The sequence below is a fragment of the Paenarthrobacter sp. CAP02 genome, from assembly GCF_040137855.1.
Classification (GTDB): domain Bacteria; phylum Actinomycetota; class Actinomycetes; order Actinomycetales; family Micrococcaceae; genus Arthrobacter.
In genome coordinates this window covers 299,003-316,422 of record NZ_JBEEII010000001.1, presented here as the reverse complement: position 1 = coordinate 316,422, position 17,420 = coordinate 299,003, and the positions used below count along the sequence as shown (strand labels likewise).

Genomic DNA, 17,420 nt, shown 5'->3' with positions numbered 1-17,420 from the left:
AGCTGAGACCCGGGTTCCATTTCTGTCCGGGGCGAACGTTAGCATTGCCATATTCGCTGCGGTAACGACGGCGATCCACTCTTGAATTTGGGGGAATCCGTGTCTCTTTTGAGGATCCGGCGTCGGCGCATGCCCGTCTTGGCGATGATGGCAACACTGCTTGCTTCGTTGGTGATGGGGATGGTTCCCGCGCAGGCCGTGGGCTTGACCCCTATGGCAGTTAGTACGGAGACGGTTAGCGGAACGACGGGTGGTTCGATCAGTGGGACCGTTACTGTCCGTTCAGATGTGGCCATGGGGTCGGTCTCCGTCTTTGCGACAAATCTCTATAACCCTTCCTCCAACGCTCCGTCCGGCATCGTGAACTCCGACGGTTCCTACACGCTTCCCAGCCTGCCGGCCGCAGAATACAAGGTCTATTTCTACTCCAGCGACCCCGGCTGGTCGCGCATGGAGGTCTATGGCGGCTCGGACCTGAGCACCTACACTCCTGTGCTGGTCAAAGAGGGCCAGGACGTTACCGGTATTGACCAAAACATGGGCGGCGGCCGGATCCAAGGCCGGGTGGACATGCCCTACTATGTGGATACAACCACCGTTGTCGTCGAGGCGTTGGACTCCTCCGGGACTGTTGTCGCTTCAGAGTTTCCAAGCAGCGGTGGCCACTATGATCTCCGTGGACTCCCTGATGGCCTTTACCGAATCAGGGCCAGCGGCGGCGTCCTCACGAGTTGGCATGGAGGAGGAGCCTCCTTTGCTGAAGCAGCCACTATTTCCATCGTGGGCGAGCAGGATTTCTACAACGCAGATCTGGCGGGCGATCCTGGCTCCAGCATCAGTGGTTGGGTGTCCAATGCATGGCCGTCAACGGGTGGTGAAGGCATGCATAGGGTCTCTGTCCATGACCTAAGCGGCAAGGTAGTGAAGGATGTCCCCGTTAACAGCAGTTTTTACACCGTCAGCGGACTTCAGCCCGGACAATACAAGCTTGCGTTGGATATGGTTACCGTCGGGAGTGCCTACCAGGCCAAGAAGTCCTATGAGGGGCAGTACTACAGTGGCGTGAGCGAGGACAAGGGGCCCGGTCCTGCGCCTACCATCACGCTTACGGCGAATGAGCAGAAAACCCGCTTCGATTTCTCCGGCACGGATGGTGGGAGCATGAAGGGCTACCTTCGCGATGCCGAAGGTCATCCTTTGCCGTTCGCGGTAGTCGAGGCCTATACCCGGGATGGTTCGCTCGTGTCGAGGAAAGCAGTGACGGACGCTCAGGGAAACTTTTCCATCACCGGACTAACCACCGGGTCCTACCGTCTCCGCGGGAACACTACGAATGTTCGCTTTGCTGGCACCACCTATTCCGGAAACGTCGCAGAGCAATCCGAAGCCAAGGAAATCGCCGTCACCAGCGGCGGCCAGACCGACGTTGGAACAGTCACCTATTGGTCCCCGAAGCGGTTCGCCGACGTGTTCGAAGGACAACAGTTCGACCATGAAATCAGCTGGACAGCGTCAACCGGCATCTCCACCGGTTGGCCCGATGCCACGTTCCGGCCCTACCTCCCGGTAAACCGTGACGCCATGGCCGCTTTCCTCTATCGGCTCGCGGGACAACCTACTTTCACCCCACCGGCAGTGTCGCCGTTCGCGGACGTTCCAACAACCAGCCAGTTTTACAAGGAGATTGCTTGGCTGGCGTCCGCCAAGATCTCGGGTGGCTGGCCGGATAAAACGTTCCGGCCTCTGGAACCCGTGAACCGTGATGCGATGGCCGCTTTCCTGTACCGCTTCTCCAAGATTGCGGGCTACATTCCGCCTGCCACTTCGCCATTTGTCGATGTACCAGCCACCGGACAGTTCTACAAAGAAATCGCCTGGCTGGCATCCACGGAAATCAGCACAGGCTGGCCGGACAAGACTTTCCGCCCGGTGACACCTGTGAACCGTGATGCGATGGCGGCTTTCATGTACAGGTTCAACGTATTGGACAAGTAGCATCATGCGGGCTTTCCTGTCTGCGAAGCGTCCGGAAGGTACTTCCCCGGCTACGCGGGCTGGGCTTCCTTGTGCAGGCCAAGCTGCGAGGTGGGGATATTGGCCGATTCGCGGGCAGTCATCGCGGAGACTGCTGCGATGGCGCAAATCACGGCGGTGAAGATGGAGATCTGGACCCACCCGCCGGGCTTGGTCCCGCCGAGCGCAGTCACGATCGCCGGAGCGAACCCTGCCATGAGGAAGCCGAGCTGGGTGCCGATGGCCAGGCCCGAGAAGCGGACCTTTGTGCTGAACATTTCACCGTAGAAGGAAGGCCATACGGCGTTCGCTGCCGCGTACCCGAAGGCGAAGTAGACCACGGAGACCACGAACATGAGTGGAACGTTGCCGCCTTCGAGGGTCAGCAGGAACACCGGGGTCATGATGGCGCTGGCGATGGCTCCGTAGATGAAGACGGGCTTCCGGCCGATTTTGTCTGCGAGCTTGCCGAACAATGGTTGGGTTCCGAGGGCTACGACGTTGGCCGCAACAACCAACCACAGCGTGATGGTGCTGTTGACGTGCGCCACGTCCTGGGCGTACTTGATGGCGAGGGTGCCGAAGACGGTGCTGACGGCGGCGATGAAGGCGCAGCAAACTACCCGGAGCACGTCGCGCCAGTGCAGGCGAAGGAGGTCGGCGACGGGAAGCTTGGAGATCTGGTTGTTCTTCTTGGCCTCGGCGAATGCCGGCGGCTCGTGCAGGGTGCGTCGGATGAAGAAGGCCACGATGACCACCACGGCGCTGAGCCAGAAGGGGATGCGCCAGCCGATGCCGTACTTGATCTCGTCAGGCAATGCCACCACGGGAATGAAGACCAGGGCCGCCAGGATCTGGCCACCCTGCGTACCGGTCAGGGTCCACGAGGTGAAGAAGGACCGGCGGTTATCGGGGGCGTGCTCAAGGGTCATTGATGATGCGCCGGCCTGCTCACCTGCTGCGGAGAGGCCTTGGCAGAGACGGGCGAGGACCAGCAGCACGGGTGCCCACCAGCCGATGGTCTTGAAGTCCGGGAGGCAGCCGATGACGAACGTTGCCGCACCCATGAGCACCAAGGTGAACATGAGGACTTTTTGGCGGCCGATCCTGTCGCCGAAGTGGCCAAGGATGATGGCGCCGATGGGGCGGGCGACGTAGGCGAAGCCAAAGGTCGCGAAGGACATGATCGCTGCGTTGGCATCGGCGTCCGGGAAGAAGACGTGCGGGAAAATCAGTGCTGCCGCCGAGCCGAAGATGAAGAAGTCGTAGTATTCGACGGCGCTGCCCAGGAAGCTGGCGAGGGCGGCTTTGCGGGGTGTTCCGGTGATGGTTTCAGTGCCTGGCGTCGCTGACGGCATTGTTTGGCTCATTGGGTGTTCCTTCTGTGACGACGATGTCGCGGATCTAGCGTCTGTGGGAGACCAGAGCGAGGTGCGGCCAGATCATCCCTCAAAGTAACCACATGGTGAGAGCTACTTGTGCAATACAGCAATAGTGGCTGTGAGTGTGGTCACTTGTCAATAGATGTCCCCACCATCTAGAAATAGCTCTCACCATGTGAGAGCATCGAACCATGAGTGTGAAAGACGACACAAAGACCGACATGGTCGGCAAGGCCCTGAGCCTGTTGGTATTGCTTGGCGAAGAACCACGTGGGGCCAGTGCAGCGGACTTGGCGAGGAGTGCGGGCCTCCCGTTCAGCACTACCTACCGCCTGCTGGGGTCCCTGACCCGCGACGGTTTCGTCGATTACGAACCCGACGGAAGGCGGTATCACCTGGGCCTGCGGGTATTCCAGCTGGGCCAGCGGGTATCGAACCACCACGGCTTTGCGGCCACAGCCTTGCCGGTACTCCAGCGGGTCACCGAGCGCACCCATGAGGCCACCATCCTGTCCGTCCGGGATGGAAACCATCACCTGACGGTGAACAAGGTGGACGGACCCAAGACGTTCCGCGTCACCAGCGACCCCGGCCATCTGGGCGCACTGCACACAACCTCGGTGGGCAAGGCCATTGTGGCTTTCGAGGAGGAAGTCGAACGAAAGCGACTCCTGGAGGAACTTCCGCTCGATCCCCTCACGGAGCACTCCATCACTGATCGCGACGCCTTCCGTGCTGAGATCGAGCAGGTGCGCCGCCAGGGTTACGCGGTGATGGACGAGGAAAACGAGATCGGCATGCGCGCCGTCGCCGTTCCCGTCCTCAATTCCCAGGGCCACGCTTTCGCGTCACTGGCCACGGCCGTGCCGGTCTTCCGGCTCACCATGGAGGAACTCATCGCGCACGTCCCCACATTGCAGGAGGCCGCGGCCGAACTCGCGGCACGCCTGCCGAGGCGCTGACCCCTCGTTGTGAGGCCTGCTTTGCGCGCTAAATCCCAGGAATACCGCGCAGAGCGGGCCCAACAATGCGAGCCGCAATCAATGTTTGTTCGCGATAAGAACAAGCGTGCGGAATATGAACATCTGTAGTAACGTAAATAACACCCGGCATGCGGCGCCCAGAAAACGCCATCTGTCCGCGGTGCTGAAGTTAGAAGGAGCTTGAGGATGAGCAACCGAGCCGAATCCGTTCTGGTGGGCCTGATAGGCGAAGGCGTCATGCCCTCGCTCACTCCGCCCATGCATGAACGCGAAGCCGATGTGCAGGGCCTTCGCTTGCTGTACCGCCCCGTGGACCTGCTTGAACTCGCATTGCCGGCCACCGCCGTCGGGGATCTCCTGACCGCCGCCCAGCGCATGGGCTTCAACGGCTTGAACATCACGCACCCCTGCAAGCAGCTGGTGATGAAGCACCTCGACGAAATTTCCGACGACGCCGCGCGCCTGGGTGCCGTCAATACGGTCCTGGTTCAGGACGGCCGGTTCATCGGACACAACACGGACTTCTCCGGCTTCGGCTCGGCGCTCGCCGACGGACTTCCGGGTGCCCAACTCAACAGGGTCGTCCAGTTGGGCGCCGGCGGCGCCGGGTCCGCCGTCGCCTACGCACTGCTTACGGCAGGCGTCAAGGAACTGGACCTGGTGGACATGGATGCGGACCGGGCGGCTGAGCGCGCCGCGGAACTCGGCGAGCTCTTTCCGGAAGCGAGCGTCACGCCGCGCACGCCGGACGAACTCCCACAGCTCATGCCCAGCGCTGACGGCTTGGTTCACTGCACGCCCATTGGCATGGCCGCCCACCCGGGCCTGCCGTTGGACATCGAACTCCTGGAGCCGCGGCACTGGGTTGCGGACATCGTGTATCGCCCCATCGAAACGCAGCTGGTCCGCGAGGCCCGGGCCAAGGGCTGCGCCGTCCTCGACGGCGGTCGCATGGCGGTCGGTCAGGCCGCAGACGCCTTCCAACTCATCACCGGACGCGTTGCGGACCGTGAGCGGATGCGGGCCCACTTCCTGGAGCTGATCGCCTTGGAAGACACCGCTGCCACCCTCAACGAGGGCACCCTGGCAAAGGCTTCCCGCTGATGCGCACCGGAATCGCAACCGTCTGCCTGTCCGGCACGCTGAAAGAGAAGATGCAGGCCTGCGCCATTGCGGGCTTTGACGGCATCGAGATCTTCGAACAGGACCTGGTCACCTCATCCCTCAGCCCGGAGGAAGTCCGGAAGATGGCGGCCGATCTCGGCTTGGGCCTTGACCTCTACCAGCCGTTCCGGGATTTCGACGGCGTCACTCCGGACCTGCTGAAGGCCAACCTCAAGCGTGCAGAGGCAAAGTTCAACCTGATGGAACGCCTTGGCATGGACACCATCCTGGTGTGCTCCAACGTGGCCACGGCAACCATTGACGACGACCAGCTGCGGGCTGAGCAGCTCGCCGAACTCGCCGGACTGGCAGGGGACCACGGCGTGAAGGTTGCCTACGAAGCCTTGGCCTGGGGAAAGTACGTCAACGACTACGAGCACGCATACCGCCTGGTGGACATGGTGGACCACCCTAACCTCGGCACCTGCCTGGACTCGTTCCACATCCTCTCCCGCGACTGGGACACCGCGCCCATCGAGGACATCAACGCGGAGAAGATCTTCTTCGTCCAGGTCGCCGATGCCCCCAAGTTATCCATGGATGTCCTCTCCTGGAGCCGGCACTACCGGGTTTTCCCCGGGGAGGGACAGTTCGAGCTCGCCAAGTTCATGGGCCACGTGGTCCGCGCAGGCTACACGGGCCCGGTTTCCCTGGAAGTGTTCAACGACGTCTTCCGCCAGTCGGACACCGAGCGGACCGCAGTGGATGCCATGCGCTCGCTGATCTGGCTGGAGGAGCAGAGCGCCAAATGGCTCGCCAGCACCCCAGCAGCAGCGGCACCGGAAGACAAAGCCGCCACCCGCCGTCGTTATCCCATGGAACTTGCCACGCTGCCCAAGGTGAACGAACCCGCCGGCTTCAACTTCGCCGAGGTCAAGGCTGACGACACCGCGCAGCTCGAGAAGCTCCTGAGCCAGCTCGGCTTCGAGTTCGAGGGCCGCCACCGCACCAAGGACGTCCAGCTCTGGACCATGGGCCAGGCCCGCGTGATCATCAACGAACAAGCACCGCACCACGCGGAACCGGCTATCGCCGCTTTGGGGTTCGACGTCGACTCTCCAGTGATTGCCTCCGCTCGCGCCCAGCAACTCAAGGCCCCTGTGGTGGCCCGCAAAGTCCAGGCCGACGAAGAGGTGTTCCAGGGCATCTCAGCGCCGGACTCCACGGAGATCTTCCTCTGCCAAGGCAGTCCGGACGGGACCGCCGCGTGGACGCACGAGTTCGGCGAAGGGCTGGAGCACGCCGGCGCCGGCCAAACAGCGGTCATCGACCACGTCAATCTCGCCCAGCCGTGGCAGCACTTCGATGAAGCTGTCCTCTTCTACACCAGCGCCCTTGCCCTGGAACCGCAGCAGTTCGCGGAAGTCCCAAGCCCCAGCGGCCTGGTGCGCTCGCAGGTCATGCAGACCAGCAACGGTGCGGTGCGGCTGGTGCTGAACCTTGCGCCGGCGCAGCAGGCCGAAAAGGCACGCAAAACGTACCAGGAACACATCGCCTTCGCCGTGGACGACCTCGTGGCAACAGCCCGGTCCGCCCGCGATCGGGGGTTGGAGTTCCTGCAGATTCCGGCCAACTACTACGAGGACCTGGATGCCCGGTTCGATCTTGAACCCGGATTCCTGGCCACCCTCAAGGAACTGAACCTCCTGTATGACCGGGACGCCAGCGGCGAATTCCTCCACTTCTACACCGCCACCGTGGGCAGTGTGTTCTTCGAAATGGTGGAGCGGCGCGGCAACTACGACGGCTACGGTGCGCCCAACGCCCCGGTGCGCCACGCCGTCCAATACGACTCGCTCCACCGGGCATAGCCGCCCGGACTAAACCGAAACCACAAATGAAAGGAGCCGGCTGTGCCGCAAGACCACACCGCACAAGCTCTCGAAACCGAGGAACTCGTGCCGCCAGCTGAGCCACACGCCGCGCACGACACCAAGAAGGTGGAAACCCAGGCAGATCTCAGTGCTGAGATCCAGGCCATCGGCAACCGCTACGCCCAGGCCGTCAAGGACGGCAAGGGGCCCGAAACCATGCCCCGGCTGGACTACGCGCCGTACCGCAGCTCCATCCTGCGCCACCCCACCAAGAGCCTGCACCACGCGGACCCGGAGACCATCGAGCTCTACTCGCCGGCGTTCGGCCACCAGGACGTTCACGCGCTGGAATCGGACCTGACCATCCAGCACAACGGTGAACCCCAGGGTGAGCGCATCATCGTTGCAGGCCGTGTCCTCGATGGCGACGGACGCCCGGTTGCCGGCCAGCTCGTGGAAATCTGGCAGGCCAATGCCTCAGGCCGCTACATCCACAAGCGCGACCAGCACCCCGCCCCTCTGGACCCGAACTTCACCGGCGTCGGGCGCTGCATCACGGGTGCGGACGGTTCCTACAGCTTCACCACCATCAAGCCCGGCGCGTACCCGTGGAAGAACCACCTGAACGCCTGGCGCCCGGCCCACATCCACTTCTCCATGTTCGGCTCGGAGTTCACCCAGCGCATCGTTACCCAGATGTACTTCCCGGGTGACCAGCTCTTCCCATTGGACCCCATCTACCAGTCGATCGTGGACCAGGACGCCCGCGACCGCCTCGTGGCCCAGTACGACCACGAACTGACCAGCCCCGAGTGGGCCCTCGGCTACAAGTGGGACATCATCCTGACCGGGTCCAAGCGGACCTGGACGGAAAACGAAGCATACGGCGACGCCGGGGACGAGGAGTAAGCGCATGAGCAAGCTGGCACCCACACCGGGCCAAACCGTAGGCCCGTTCTACGGCTACGCCCTCCCCTTTAATAAGGACAACGAACTCCTGGCACCGGGCAGCCCGGGCAGCATCCGGCTCCAAGGAACTGTCTATGACGGCGCGGGGAACACCATCCCGGACGCCATCCTGGAAATCTGGCAGCCCGACTCCGAGGGCAACATTGTCCAGCGCACGGGCTCCCTGGTCCGCGACGGCTACACGTTCACCGGCTGGGGCCGCGGGGCCGTGGGCAACTCCGGCGTGTACACGTTCACCACGGTCAACCCTGGGCCGCTTAAGGCTGGAGCTGCACCGTTCATCTCCGTAGCGGTCTTTGCCCGCGGCCTCATGAACCGCCTCTTCACCCGCGTGTACCTGCCGGAAAATGAGGAAGCGCTGGCCAACGATCCGCTGCTGAGCTCCCTGGATCCCGAACGCCGCAAGACCCTGATCGCGCGCCGCGACCCCGACGGCGGCCTCACCTGGGACATCCGCCTGCAGGGCGGCGACGAAACCGTGTTCCTGGACTTCCAGCAGGACGGCTCGCTGGATCTGGCTTCCGGGGATCAGGCAACCCCATGACCGACGGCGACTTCGGCCTCCTCAGCCCCGTTTCGGCGTCGTCCGCTGTCACGGCCTTGACGGGTGACCGTGCCGTGATCGCGGCAATCCTCGACGTCGAAGCGGCTTGGACGGCTGTCCTCGAGGACGCCGGGCTGGCCCCGCAAGGGTCCGCCGCTGTGGTGGCCGAAGCCGCCGACGCCAGTCACTTCGACCTCGCCCTCATCGCCCAACGCGCGCAGGGTGGTGGAAACCCGGTCATTCCATTACTCGGAGAACTCCGTGCCCGCGTCAAAGCCCTGGACATCACGGGTGGTGGCGCCGCCAAAGCCGTCCACACCTCGCTGACCAGCCAGGACGTCCTGGACACCGCCCTCATGGTGCTCGCCAGCCGCACCGTCTCTGCGTTGCTGGCTGATGTCAGAGCAACGACGACGGTGCTCGCCACCTTGGCTGAACGGCATGCGGACACGCTGTGCGTCGGGAGGAGCCTGACGCAGCATGCCCTCCCGTACACGTTCGGGCTCAAGGCAGCACAGTGGTTCCAAGGGGTTGCCGCAGCTTCCCGGCGGTTGGAATCGCTGGAGTTGCCGGTCCAGTTCGGCGGTGCCGGCGGAACGCTTGCTTCCGGGGCAAAGCTGACAGCGGGTTCGGGCACAACGGCCTTCGCTCTCGCGGATGCGCTGGCTGCCCGGCTCGCCCTGACGTCCGCCCCGGCTCCGTGGCACACCAACCGTCTGTCGGTCACGTCGCTGGGAGACGGGCTCGCCGCCCTGATCGACTCCTTCGGCAAGATCGCCGCGGACCTGTTGTTCCTCAGCCGCCCCGAAGTAGCCGAACTCGGCGAACCTCTGGCTGCCGGGCGCGGCGTTTCCTCGGCCATGCCGCAGAAGCAGAACCCTGTGCTGTCAGTGCTGGTACGCAGTGCGGCGCTGCAGGCTCCCGGCCTTGCCTCGCAGCTGCACCTCGCAGCGGCCACCTTCAACGACGAACGCCCGGACGGCGCCTGGCACAGTGAATGGCCGGCCTTGCGGCAGCTGCTGGCACTGGCTGCCGGTGCGGCCGGCCACGTCCGCGAACTCACGGAAGGCCTGCGCGTTTTCCCTGAAGCCATGCGCCGGAACTTGGGGATTTCGGGTCCGCTGCTGCTCAGCGAAGGTGTGGCGGCCGCCGTCGCCCCTCTCCTGGGCGAGGACGGGAAGCAAAAGCTGCAGGCCGTCGTCGACGAAACCCTCACCGTACCTGCCGCAGAGCAGGCGGACACCTACCGCAAGCTGCTTCGTGAGGCCGTACCGTCGGACAAGCTCTCCGACGCTGAGCTGGAGGCGCTCCTGGACCCCGCGAGCTACCTCGGCGAGGCACGCGAGATCAGCCGCCGGATCCTCGCCGCCTACTCCCATGACACTTCCACGAAAGGAGCCACCCGTGGCTAAGCCGACAGTCAAGGCAGTGCTGCTGTCTCCGCAGCGGGAACTGGGAGCCAAACCGCTCCTGGTTGTTGGCCCGTCGCTGGGCACATCCACCGTGCTCTGGACGGAAACCGCAGCCCTTCTCGGCGATGAGTACGACGTCATCGGCTGGGATCTCCCCGGCCACGGCATCTCGCCGACCACCACCGAAGGGTTTGATGTCGCGGAACTCGCGGACGCCGTCGTCGATCTTGTCGATTCGGTGGCCCCGGGCGCGAGGTTCCATTACGCAGGGGTCTCCCTGGGCGGCGCCACTGGGCTGCAGCTCGCCATCAAGCACGGCCACCGGCTCCGCAGCCTGTCCGTTCAGTGCTCCGGACCCAAGCTCGGCACGCCCGAGGGTTGGCTGGAACGCGCGGAAACTGTCCGCAAACTTGGCACGCCGGTGATGATCCAGGGTTCTGCTGAGCGTTGGTTCGGCCCTGGATTCATGGACCGCCAGCCGGAGATCAGCAGCCGGCTCCTGCACGCCCTCCGCGATGCCGACCGCTTCAGCTACTCATTCTGCTGCGAAGCCCTGGCTGCTTTCGATGTCCGCGAGCAGCTCGGGAGCATCACGGTCCCCACGCAGGCGATCGCCGGCGTCGAGGATACTGTGGCGCCGCCGTCCATGGCGGAAGAGACCGTTGCCGGGATCCGGGCGGGTGGCGGCTTCGCCGTGACGGAAGCGCTCGACGGCGTGGGGCACCTGGCGCCGGCAGAGGCACCGGCCGTGGTGGCCGGGCTGATGCGGACCTTCATGAAGGAGAACGGACTGTGAATTCTGTAAACCCCGAGGGCGTCGGTGCGGCCCGGAACGGTGCCGTCCAACCGGATGCCACCGCCCAGGACATTTACGACGCCGGCATGGTTGTCCGGCGCGAAGTGCTGGGCGATACGCACGTGGACCGGGCGAACGCCAACAAGGACTCCTTCACCGAGGACTACCAGGACATGATCACCAGGATCGCGTGGGGTGGCATCTGGACGCGGCCCGGCCTGAGCCGGCAGATGCGCTCCGCGGTCACCCTCACGGCCTTGGTGGCGCACGGTCACTGGGAGGAGCTCGCCATGCATGTCCGGGCGGCCCTCAACAACGGACTCAGCAGGGACGAGATCAAGGAAATCCTGCTGCAGACGGCGATTTATTGCAGTGTGCCGTCGGCCAATTCAGCGTTCAAGACGGCCCAAAAGGTGTTCGCCGAGATCGACGCGTCCTCTGCCGACAGCCCCACCCCCAACTAACCCTTTAGTTGGGCAAGCAGAAAGAGAAACCCATGAACCAGGCATTTGTGTACGACGCCGTGCGCACGCCCTTCGGTAAGTTCGGTTCCGGCCTTGCCGCTGTCCGTCCCGACGACCTTGCCGCCCACGTGGTCCGCGAGTCCGTGAAGCGGGCGCCCGGGCTGGATGTTGAGCGGATCGACGAGGTGGTGTTCGGCAACGCCAACGGTGCCGGCGAGGAGAACCGCAACGTGGCCCGCATGGCCACGCTGCTCGCTGGCCTGCCGGTCTCGATTCCCGGGACCACCGTCAACCGCCTGTGTGGTTCGTCGTTGGACGCTGCAATCATCGCGTCCCGGCAGATCAACGCCGGCGACGCCGAGCTGATGCTGGTGGGCGGCGCCGAATCCATGTCCCGCGCGCCGTGGGTGCTGCCCAAGACGTCCAAGCCCTACCCCGCCGGCGACATGACCCTGGCGTCCACCACGCTGGGATGGCGGCTGGTGAACTCGGCCATGAACAAGGACTGGACCATTTCCCTGGGCGAGGCCACCGAGCGGCTCAGGGAGAAGTACGGGATCACCCGGGAACGCCAGGATGCTTTTGCGGCTGACTCGCACAACCTGGCCGATGCTGCGTGGAACGAAGGGTTCTACGACAACCTTGTGTCTGCCGTTCCGGGCACGGATCTTGTACGCGACGAAGGCATCCGCGCAGGTTCCTCCGCGGAGAAGCTGGCCGGCTTGAAGACAGTATTCCGGCCTGAGTCTGACGGGCCCGACGGCGGCACGGTCACCGCCGGGAACGCCTCACCTTTGTCCGACGGTGCTTCTGCGGCGTGGATCGGTTCCGAGGCTGCCTCCTCGATCCTCGGCCTGGAACCGTTGGCCCGCATCGCAGGCCGCGCTGCGCATGGCAACGATCCCCAGTTCTTCGGGTACGCCCCGGTGGAGGCAGCCAACAAGGCGCTCGCGAAGGCGGGCATCGGCTGGGACCAGGTTGGCGCCGTCGAACTTAATGAAGCGTTTGCCGCGCAGTCGCTGGCGTGCGTTGATGCGTGGGGGATCGACCCCTCAATCGTGAACCGGCATGGTGGTGCGATCGCCATGGGCCACCCGCTCGGTGCTTCCGGTACCCGCATCCTGGGCACGCTCGCGCGGTCCCTGCAGGCCTCCGGGCAGCGCTGGGGTGTGGCGGCGATCTGCATCGGTGTGGGTCAAGGCCTGGCCGTGGTGCTGGAAAACGTAACCTCTGGTGTTTCGGAAGGAGTCTAAGGGCGATGTTGAATTTCATTGACACTGTTGGCGAGGCTGTGGCCGGGATCAAGGACGGTTCCACGGTGATGATCGGCGGGTTCGGCAATGCCGGGCAGCCGTTCGAGCTGATCGATGCGCTCATGGATTGTGGCGCGAAGGACCTGACCGTGGTGAACAACAACGCCGGCCAGGGTGACCAAGGCCTGGCGCTGCTGATCAAGGAAGGGCGGGTCCGGAAAATGATTTGCTCGTTCCCGCGGCAGTCCGATTCCTGGCACTTCGACGCGAAATACCACGCCGGGGAGATTGAGCTGGAGCTCGTCCCGCAGGGAAACCTGGCCGAACGCATCCGTGCGGCCGGGGCCGGAATTGGCGGGTTTTTCACGCCCACCGGGTACGGCACCACCTTGGCTGAGGGCAAGGAGACCCGGTTCCTGGACGGCAAGTGGCAGGTCTTCGAGACCCCGATCCACGCAGACGTCGCACTGATCAAGGCGCTCAAGGCAGACGGCAAGGGCAACCTCGTGTACCGCAAGACCGCCCGTAACTTCGGGCCCATCATGGCCGCCGCCGCAAAGCACACGATTGTTCAGGTTTCGGAGATCGTGCCCACGGGTTCCTTGGATCCGGAGAACGTAGTGACCCCGGGGATTTACGTGAATTCGGTTGTTCGCGTTGGTGCCGTTTCTGAAGGAAAGGTGGCCTGATCGTGGGCACGCAGACAAGCATCCAGACGTCCGAGAAGCCCTTGGGACGCGATGAACTCGCCCAGCTGGTTGCCCGTGACATCGCCCCGGGTTCCTTCGTGAACCTTGGCATCGGCCAGCCGACCCTGGTGTCGAACTACCTCACCGAGGAACAGAACATCACCCTCCACACGGAGAACGGGATGCTCGGCATGGGCCCGGCTGCTGAGGGGGACGAGATCGACGGTGACCTGATCAACGCCGGAAAGATCCCCGTCACCGAACTCCCTGGCGCCTCTTACTTCCACCACGCCGACTCGTTCGCGATCATGCGTGGAGGGCACCTGGACATCTGTGTCCTCGGCGCTTTCCAGGTCTCGGCCACGGGGGATCTGGCGAACTGGCACACCGGCGCGCCGGACGCGATCCCCGCCGTCGGAGGTGCCATGGACCTGGCCACCGGCGCCAAGGACGTATTCGTGATGATGACCTTGCTGACCCGCGAAGGCGTATCCAAGCTCGTAGAACAGTGCACCTACCCCCTGACCGGCGTCGGCTGTGTCACGCGCGTGTACACCGACAAGGCAGTGTTCCTCACTGGCCCCGAGGGCGTCACCGTCCGTGAAACCTTCGGCTGCACGTTCGAGGAAATCCAGGAACTGGTTCCCCTGCCGCTGAAGGCTGCATAGTAGGCCCCGCAAGTCGCACCGCTCCCGTTGTGGGGCCCGCTCTGCAGGGTATTTCGCGCGTGAACCCCGCAGAGCAGGCCCCGCAACGCACCCTAGGATTGGTAACCATGACCGATTCCGCAGTAACCCCGCAGGCCAGCGACCAGTATGTCCAGTCACTGGCCCGCGGGCTCGCCGTGATCCGGGCCTTTGACGCGAACAACCCGGTGATGACACTGAGCGAAGTCGCTGCCCGGACGGACCTGACCCGCGCCACGGCCCGCAGGTTCCTGCACACCCTGGTTGAACTGGGCTACGTCCGCACCGACGGCAAGACCTTCGCGCTCACGGCCAAGGTGCTCCAGCTGGGCTACTCGTACCTGTCGGCCCTGTCGCTGCCGCAACTCGTCCAGCCGCACCTTGAGGAACTGAGCCTGAAGCTGGGGGAGTCCACCTCGGCCGCGGTTCTGGACGGTCCGGATATCTTCTACGTGGCCCGCGTTGCTACCCGGCGGATCATGAACGTCGGGATTACTGTGGGCACCCGCTTCCCCGCCTACGCCACCTCCATGGGTCGCGTCCTGCTCGCCGGATTGCCGCCAGCCAAGCTTGAGGCCTACCTTTCGACGGCGGAACTCACCCCGCTCACGCCGCGAACCGTCGCCAGCGTGCCCGACTTGAGGGCCGCCGTCGAGCGTGTCCGTGCGCAAGGCTGGTGCCTGCTCGACCAGGAGCTCGAACTCGGGCTGATGTCCATCGCGGCGCCCGTGTTTAACCACAACAACGGGGACAACGTCGCGGCCATCAACGTGTCATTGCAAGCCCAGGCGGTAGCAGCGCAGCCAGACCCTGAGAAGTACCTCGAATCCGTGCGGCAGGAAGTGGTGGCCGCGGCCAACGCCATCTCGCAGGACGTTTCCGCGAAGCACTGAGGCTACTTCCGGATCGCCGCCAGCCGCGTTTCCAGGATCCGCCGGATCATCGAGTCGGGCACAGGATTGTCCGCGGAAAACCGCAGCGTCCCCGGCGACCAGGAGTATCCACCCAGCTCCTCTGACATCTCCGGCAGGATCTGCCCGCTGAACGGGTACAGGGCCAGGTGCTTCCTGGTTTCCATGACACTCACAAAGCCTTTGCCGTCCACCAGCAGCGCGGGCATGCCGTAGCTGACTCCTTCTTCGGCGTCGGGGGCCAACTCGCGGGCGATCCCAACGATCCGTTCCAGGATGGCGCGGTTGTCGGCGTTAACACTCTCCAGGTATTCAGTGACGGTTCCCATAGGGACATGGTTCACCCAAGAAGACCTGGATGCCACACTTGGGGCATGAGCCCACTCGTCAGTGGTACGTGGAGTCCAGTCGACCAAGACCGCGCCAGGGGTAAAGCCGCCCGGGAGGCCTTGCCGCGGAGTGCCCAGGGAAAGTTCTCGACGCCGGACCGCAGCCCGGTATCGATTCTTGAGGAGCAGCACGCCTCCCGATTGCCGCACCTTGTTCCCGTGCGGGTTGGGCGAATGCTGCAGACACCCTTCGCCTTCTTCAGGGGAGCCGCTGCCGTGATGGCCGGTGACCTGTCCACGGAGGCGACTTCCGGGCATCAGGTGGTGGCTTGCGGCGACGCCCATTTGGCCAACTTCGGTTTGTACGCGTCTCCTGAGCGGCGCTTGGTGTTCGACCTCAACGACTTCGACGAGGTCTTCCCGGCGCCATGGGAATGGGACGTCAAGAGGCTCACCGCGAGTATCTGGCTGAGCGGACGCAACAGCGGCCACTCTGAGGAACAATGCCAAACGGCTGCTGAAGCTTCGGCGAGGGGGTACCGGGTGGCGATGCGGAGGTTGTTCGAGGGTACGGCAGCAGAGAGGTACTACTTCCACGTCGATATGGACGTGCTCATGGCAACCATGTCGTCCGGGAGGCTTTTTAGGAAAAACATCCTGGAGAAGGACGTCGAGAAGGCCAAGAGGCGGACCTCCGAACAGGTTCTGGCCAAGATGACTACGGAGACAGTCCAGGGGGAGCGGAGGATCGTCGACCAGTGGCCGTTGGTCTACCACCCTGAAACTACGACGCTGGATCGAGTGAGCGCACTCTTTGACCAGTATCGGGATTCGTTGCGCGCCGATACTGCAGTGCTGGTAAGCCAATACCGGCTGGTGGACGTAGCGTTGCGGGTGGTCGGAGTGGGTAGCGTCGGAACCCGTTGCTGGGTGATCCTGATGCTGGGCCCATCGGAGGAGCCCTTGTTCCTGCAAGCAAAAGAGGTGCAGCGCTCCGTGCTGGAGAGTCACGGAGGCTCCCGACCAACCTCAGATGTTGTCCGGTTGCTGACCAGCTTCGGCCAAGGCTACCGAACCGTGGCCGGCCAGAGGATCATGCAGGCACAATCCGATCCGTTCCTCGGATGGGTGGGCAACGCGGTGGAGGCCGATGGTCAGCCTCGGGACTACTTCGTCCGTCAATTCCGCGACATGAAGGGGTCCTTCGCCGTGGATCAGTTGGGCCCCGGGGCGCTGGCCGACTATTCCCAGCTGTGCGGGGGAGTGCTCGCCCGCGCCCACTCCCAGACTCCCGGCACCGCATTCATCGCGGGCTACCTCGGCCGCTCAGAGCTGTTCGAAAAAGCAATGGCGGGATGGGCGAGACACTACGCTGACCAGACCGAGAAGGACCATGCAGAGTTGGCGCGCGCAGTCCGCGCGGGCCGCCTCGATGCCGAAAATGGCATCTGAACCCGCGCGTCCCACAGACTTGGCCTACCGGGCTTAGCGCTCCGGGATCACCGCGATGCCCTGAATTTCGATCAAGGCCTCTTTCTGCCACAGCCGCGTGACGCCGATGCCGGCCATGGCCGGGTACTGGGATCCCGCCATCTCACGCCAGATGCGCCCGATTTCGCGGCCGTTCGCCATGTAATCATCCACGTCCGTGAGGTAGATGGTCACGTTGACCAGGTCCTCGGGTTCTCCGCCGGCCTCGCGCAGGGTAGTCAGCACGTTGGTGAATGCCTGCGTGAACTGTTCCACGATGCCGCCGGGAACGATGTTCATGTTCTTGTCCAGGGCGGTTTGCCCACCCAGGAAGACGGTGTTGCCGGCCAGAATGCCGTGCGCAAAGCCCGATGGCTTGGGCAGGGACTCCGGGTTGATCGTCTGGTGGCTCATGCTGTTCCTCCTCGTTATGGCAACTGCAAAAACTTTTGGAAAGCCTCTGTGCAGATCATTTCTGCCGTGCTACGTTGAGCATATGTGACGATCGTAAAAAAGTCGACACATCGAAAATTCTCGAAGG

Annotated in this window: 18 protein-coding genes; 14 read left to right on the top strand and 4 right to left on the bottom strand. The window is 63.8% G+C overall.

Annotation, left to right across the window (positions count from 1 at the left end; genetic code table 11):
- Positions 1-38 precede the first annotated feature (38 nt).
- Positions 39-296 (bottom strand): hypothetical protein, encoded by a 258-nt coding sequence (locus ABHM97_RS01615; RefSeq protein WP_349469339.1) that lies wholly within the window; start codon positions 294-296, stop codon positions 39-41.
- Between ABHM97_RS01615 and ABHM97_RS01610 the strand changes: the two genes are divergently transcribed.
- On the top strand, positions 295-1,995 hold the full coding sequence (locus ABHM97_RS01610; protein ID WP_349469338.1) for an S-layer homology domain-containing protein: 1,701 nt from the start codon (positions 295-297) through the stop codon (positions 1,993-1,995). The two genes, ABHM97_RS01615 and ABHM97_RS01610, sit on opposite strands and share 2 nt — an antisense overlap.
- Positions 1,996-2,045: 50 nt before the next feature.
- Here the strand turns inward: ABHM97_RS01610 and ABHM97_RS01605 are convergent, their stop codons facing one another.
- Positions 2,046-3,383 (bottom strand): MFS transporter, encoded by a 1,338-nt coding sequence (locus ABHM97_RS01605; protein ID WP_349469337.1) that lies wholly within the window; start codon positions 3,381-3,383, stop codon positions 2,046-2,048.
- A gap of 203 nt (positions 3,384-3,586) precedes the next feature.
- Here ABHM97_RS01605 and ABHM97_RS01600 point away from each other — a divergent pair, with 203 nt between their 5' ends.
- From ABHM97_RS01600 to ABHM97_RS01545, 12 genes are all read left to right on the top strand, one after another.
- Entirely contained in the window at positions 3,587-4,357 is a 771-nt protein-coding gene (locus ABHM97_RS01600; protein ID WP_349469335.1) for an IclR family transcriptional regulator, read from the top strand.
- 207 nt (positions 4,358-4,564) lie between these two features.
- Positions 4,565-5,482 (top strand): shikimate dehydrogenase, encoded by a 918-nt coding sequence (locus ABHM97_RS01595; RefSeq protein WP_349469334.1) that lies wholly within the window; start codon positions 4,565-4,567, stop codon positions 5,480-5,482.
- Positions 5,482-7,353, top strand: a complete 1,872-nt coding sequence (locus ABHM97_RS01590; protein WP_349469333.1) for a bifunctional sugar phosphate isomerase/epimerase/4-hydroxyphenylpyruvate dioxygenase family protein — start codon at positions 5,482-5,484, stop codon at positions 7,351-7,353. The genes ABHM97_RS01595 and ABHM97_RS01590 overlap by 1 nt, the downstream gene beginning before the upstream one ends.
- Positions 7,354-7,395: 42 nt before the next feature.
- Positions 7,396-8,265, top strand: a complete 870-nt coding sequence (gene pcaH / locus ABHM97_RS01585; protein ID WP_235518331.1) for a protocatechuate 3,4-dioxygenase subunit beta — start codon at positions 7,396-7,398, stop codon at positions 8,263-8,265.
- Positions 8,266-8,269: 4 nt separating this feature from the next.
- Entirely contained in the window at positions 8,270-8,869 is a 600-nt protein-coding gene (pcaG, locus tag ABHM97_RS01580) for a protocatechuate 3,4-dioxygenase subunit alpha (protein WP_284987418.1), read from the top strand.
- Positions 8,866-10,281 (top strand): lyase family protein, encoded by a 1,416-nt coding sequence (locus tag ABHM97_RS01575; protein WP_349469332.1) that lies wholly within the window; start codon positions 8,866-8,868, stop codon positions 10,279-10,281. The genes pcaG and ABHM97_RS01575 overlap by 4 nt, the downstream gene beginning before the upstream one ends.
- Entirely contained in the window at positions 10,274-11,077 is an 804-nt protein-coding gene (locus ABHM97_RS01570; protein ID WP_349469331.1) for an alpha/beta fold hydrolase, read from the top strand. Before ABHM97_RS01575 ends, ABHM97_RS01570 begins: the two co-directional genes overlap by 8 nt.
- Positions 11,074-11,541 carry a 4-carboxymuconolactone decarboxylase gene (pcaC, locus tag ABHM97_RS01565; protein WP_349469330.1) on the top strand — a complete coding sequence of 156 codons (468 nt, stop codon included), beginning with the start codon at positions 11,074-11,076 and terminating at the stop codon, positions 11,539-11,541. Before ABHM97_RS01570 ends, pcaC begins: the two co-directional genes overlap by 4 nt.
- 32 nt (positions 11,542-11,573) lie before the next feature.
- Positions 11,574-12,794 carry a thiolase family protein gene (locus ABHM97_RS01560; RefSeq protein WP_349469329.1) on the top strand — a complete coding sequence of 407 codons (1,221 nt, stop codon included), beginning with the start codon at positions 11,574-11,576 and terminating at the stop codon, positions 12,792-12,794.
- 5 nt (positions 12,795-12,799) lie between these two features.
- The gene (locus ABHM97_RS01555; protein WP_257369786.1) at positions 12,800-13,483 is read left to right on the top strand and encodes a 3-oxoacid CoA-transferase subunit A; all 684 of its coding nucleotides are present in this window, start codon (positions 12,800-12,802) and stop codon (positions 13,481-13,483) included.
- A 2-nt stretch (positions 13,484-13,485) separates the two neighbouring features.
- Entirely contained in the window at positions 13,486-14,151 is a 666-nt protein-coding gene (locus ABHM97_RS01550) for a 3-oxoacid CoA-transferase subunit B (protein ID WP_235518359.1), read from the top strand.
- Between the two features lie 107 nt (positions 14,152-14,258).
- Positions 14,259-15,062 (top strand): IclR family transcriptional regulator domain-containing protein, encoded by an 804-nt coding sequence (locus tag ABHM97_RS01545; RefSeq protein WP_349469328.1) that lies wholly within the window; start codon positions 14,259-14,261, stop codon positions 15,060-15,062.
- A gap of 2 nt (positions 15,063-15,064) precedes the next feature.
- Here the strand turns inward: ABHM97_RS01545 and ABHM97_RS01540 are convergent, their stop codons facing one another.
- Positions 15,065-15,409, bottom strand: a complete 345-nt coding sequence (locus ABHM97_RS01540) for an iron chaperone (protein ID WP_257369782.1) — start codon at positions 15,407-15,409, stop codon at positions 15,065-15,067.
- A gap of 45 nt (positions 15,410-15,454) precedes the next feature.
- Here ABHM97_RS01540 and ABHM97_RS01535 point away from each other — a divergent pair, with 45 nt between their 5' ends.
- Positions 15,455-16,861: a DUF2252 domain-containing protein gene (locus tag ABHM97_RS01535; RefSeq protein WP_349469327.1), complete on the top strand. Its 1,407-nt coding sequence runs from the start codon at positions 15,455-15,457 to the stop codon at positions 16,859-16,861.
- A 33-nt stretch (positions 16,862-16,894) separates the two neighbouring features.
- Here the strand turns inward: ABHM97_RS01535 and ABHM97_RS01530 are convergent, their stop codons facing one another.
- Positions 16,895-17,293 carry a RidA family protein gene (locus tag ABHM97_RS01530; RefSeq protein WP_235518376.1) on the bottom strand — a complete coding sequence of 133 codons (399 nt, stop codon included), beginning with the start codon at positions 17,291-17,293 and terminating at the stop codon, positions 16,895-16,897.
- Positions 17,294-17,420 lie beyond the last annotated feature (127 nt).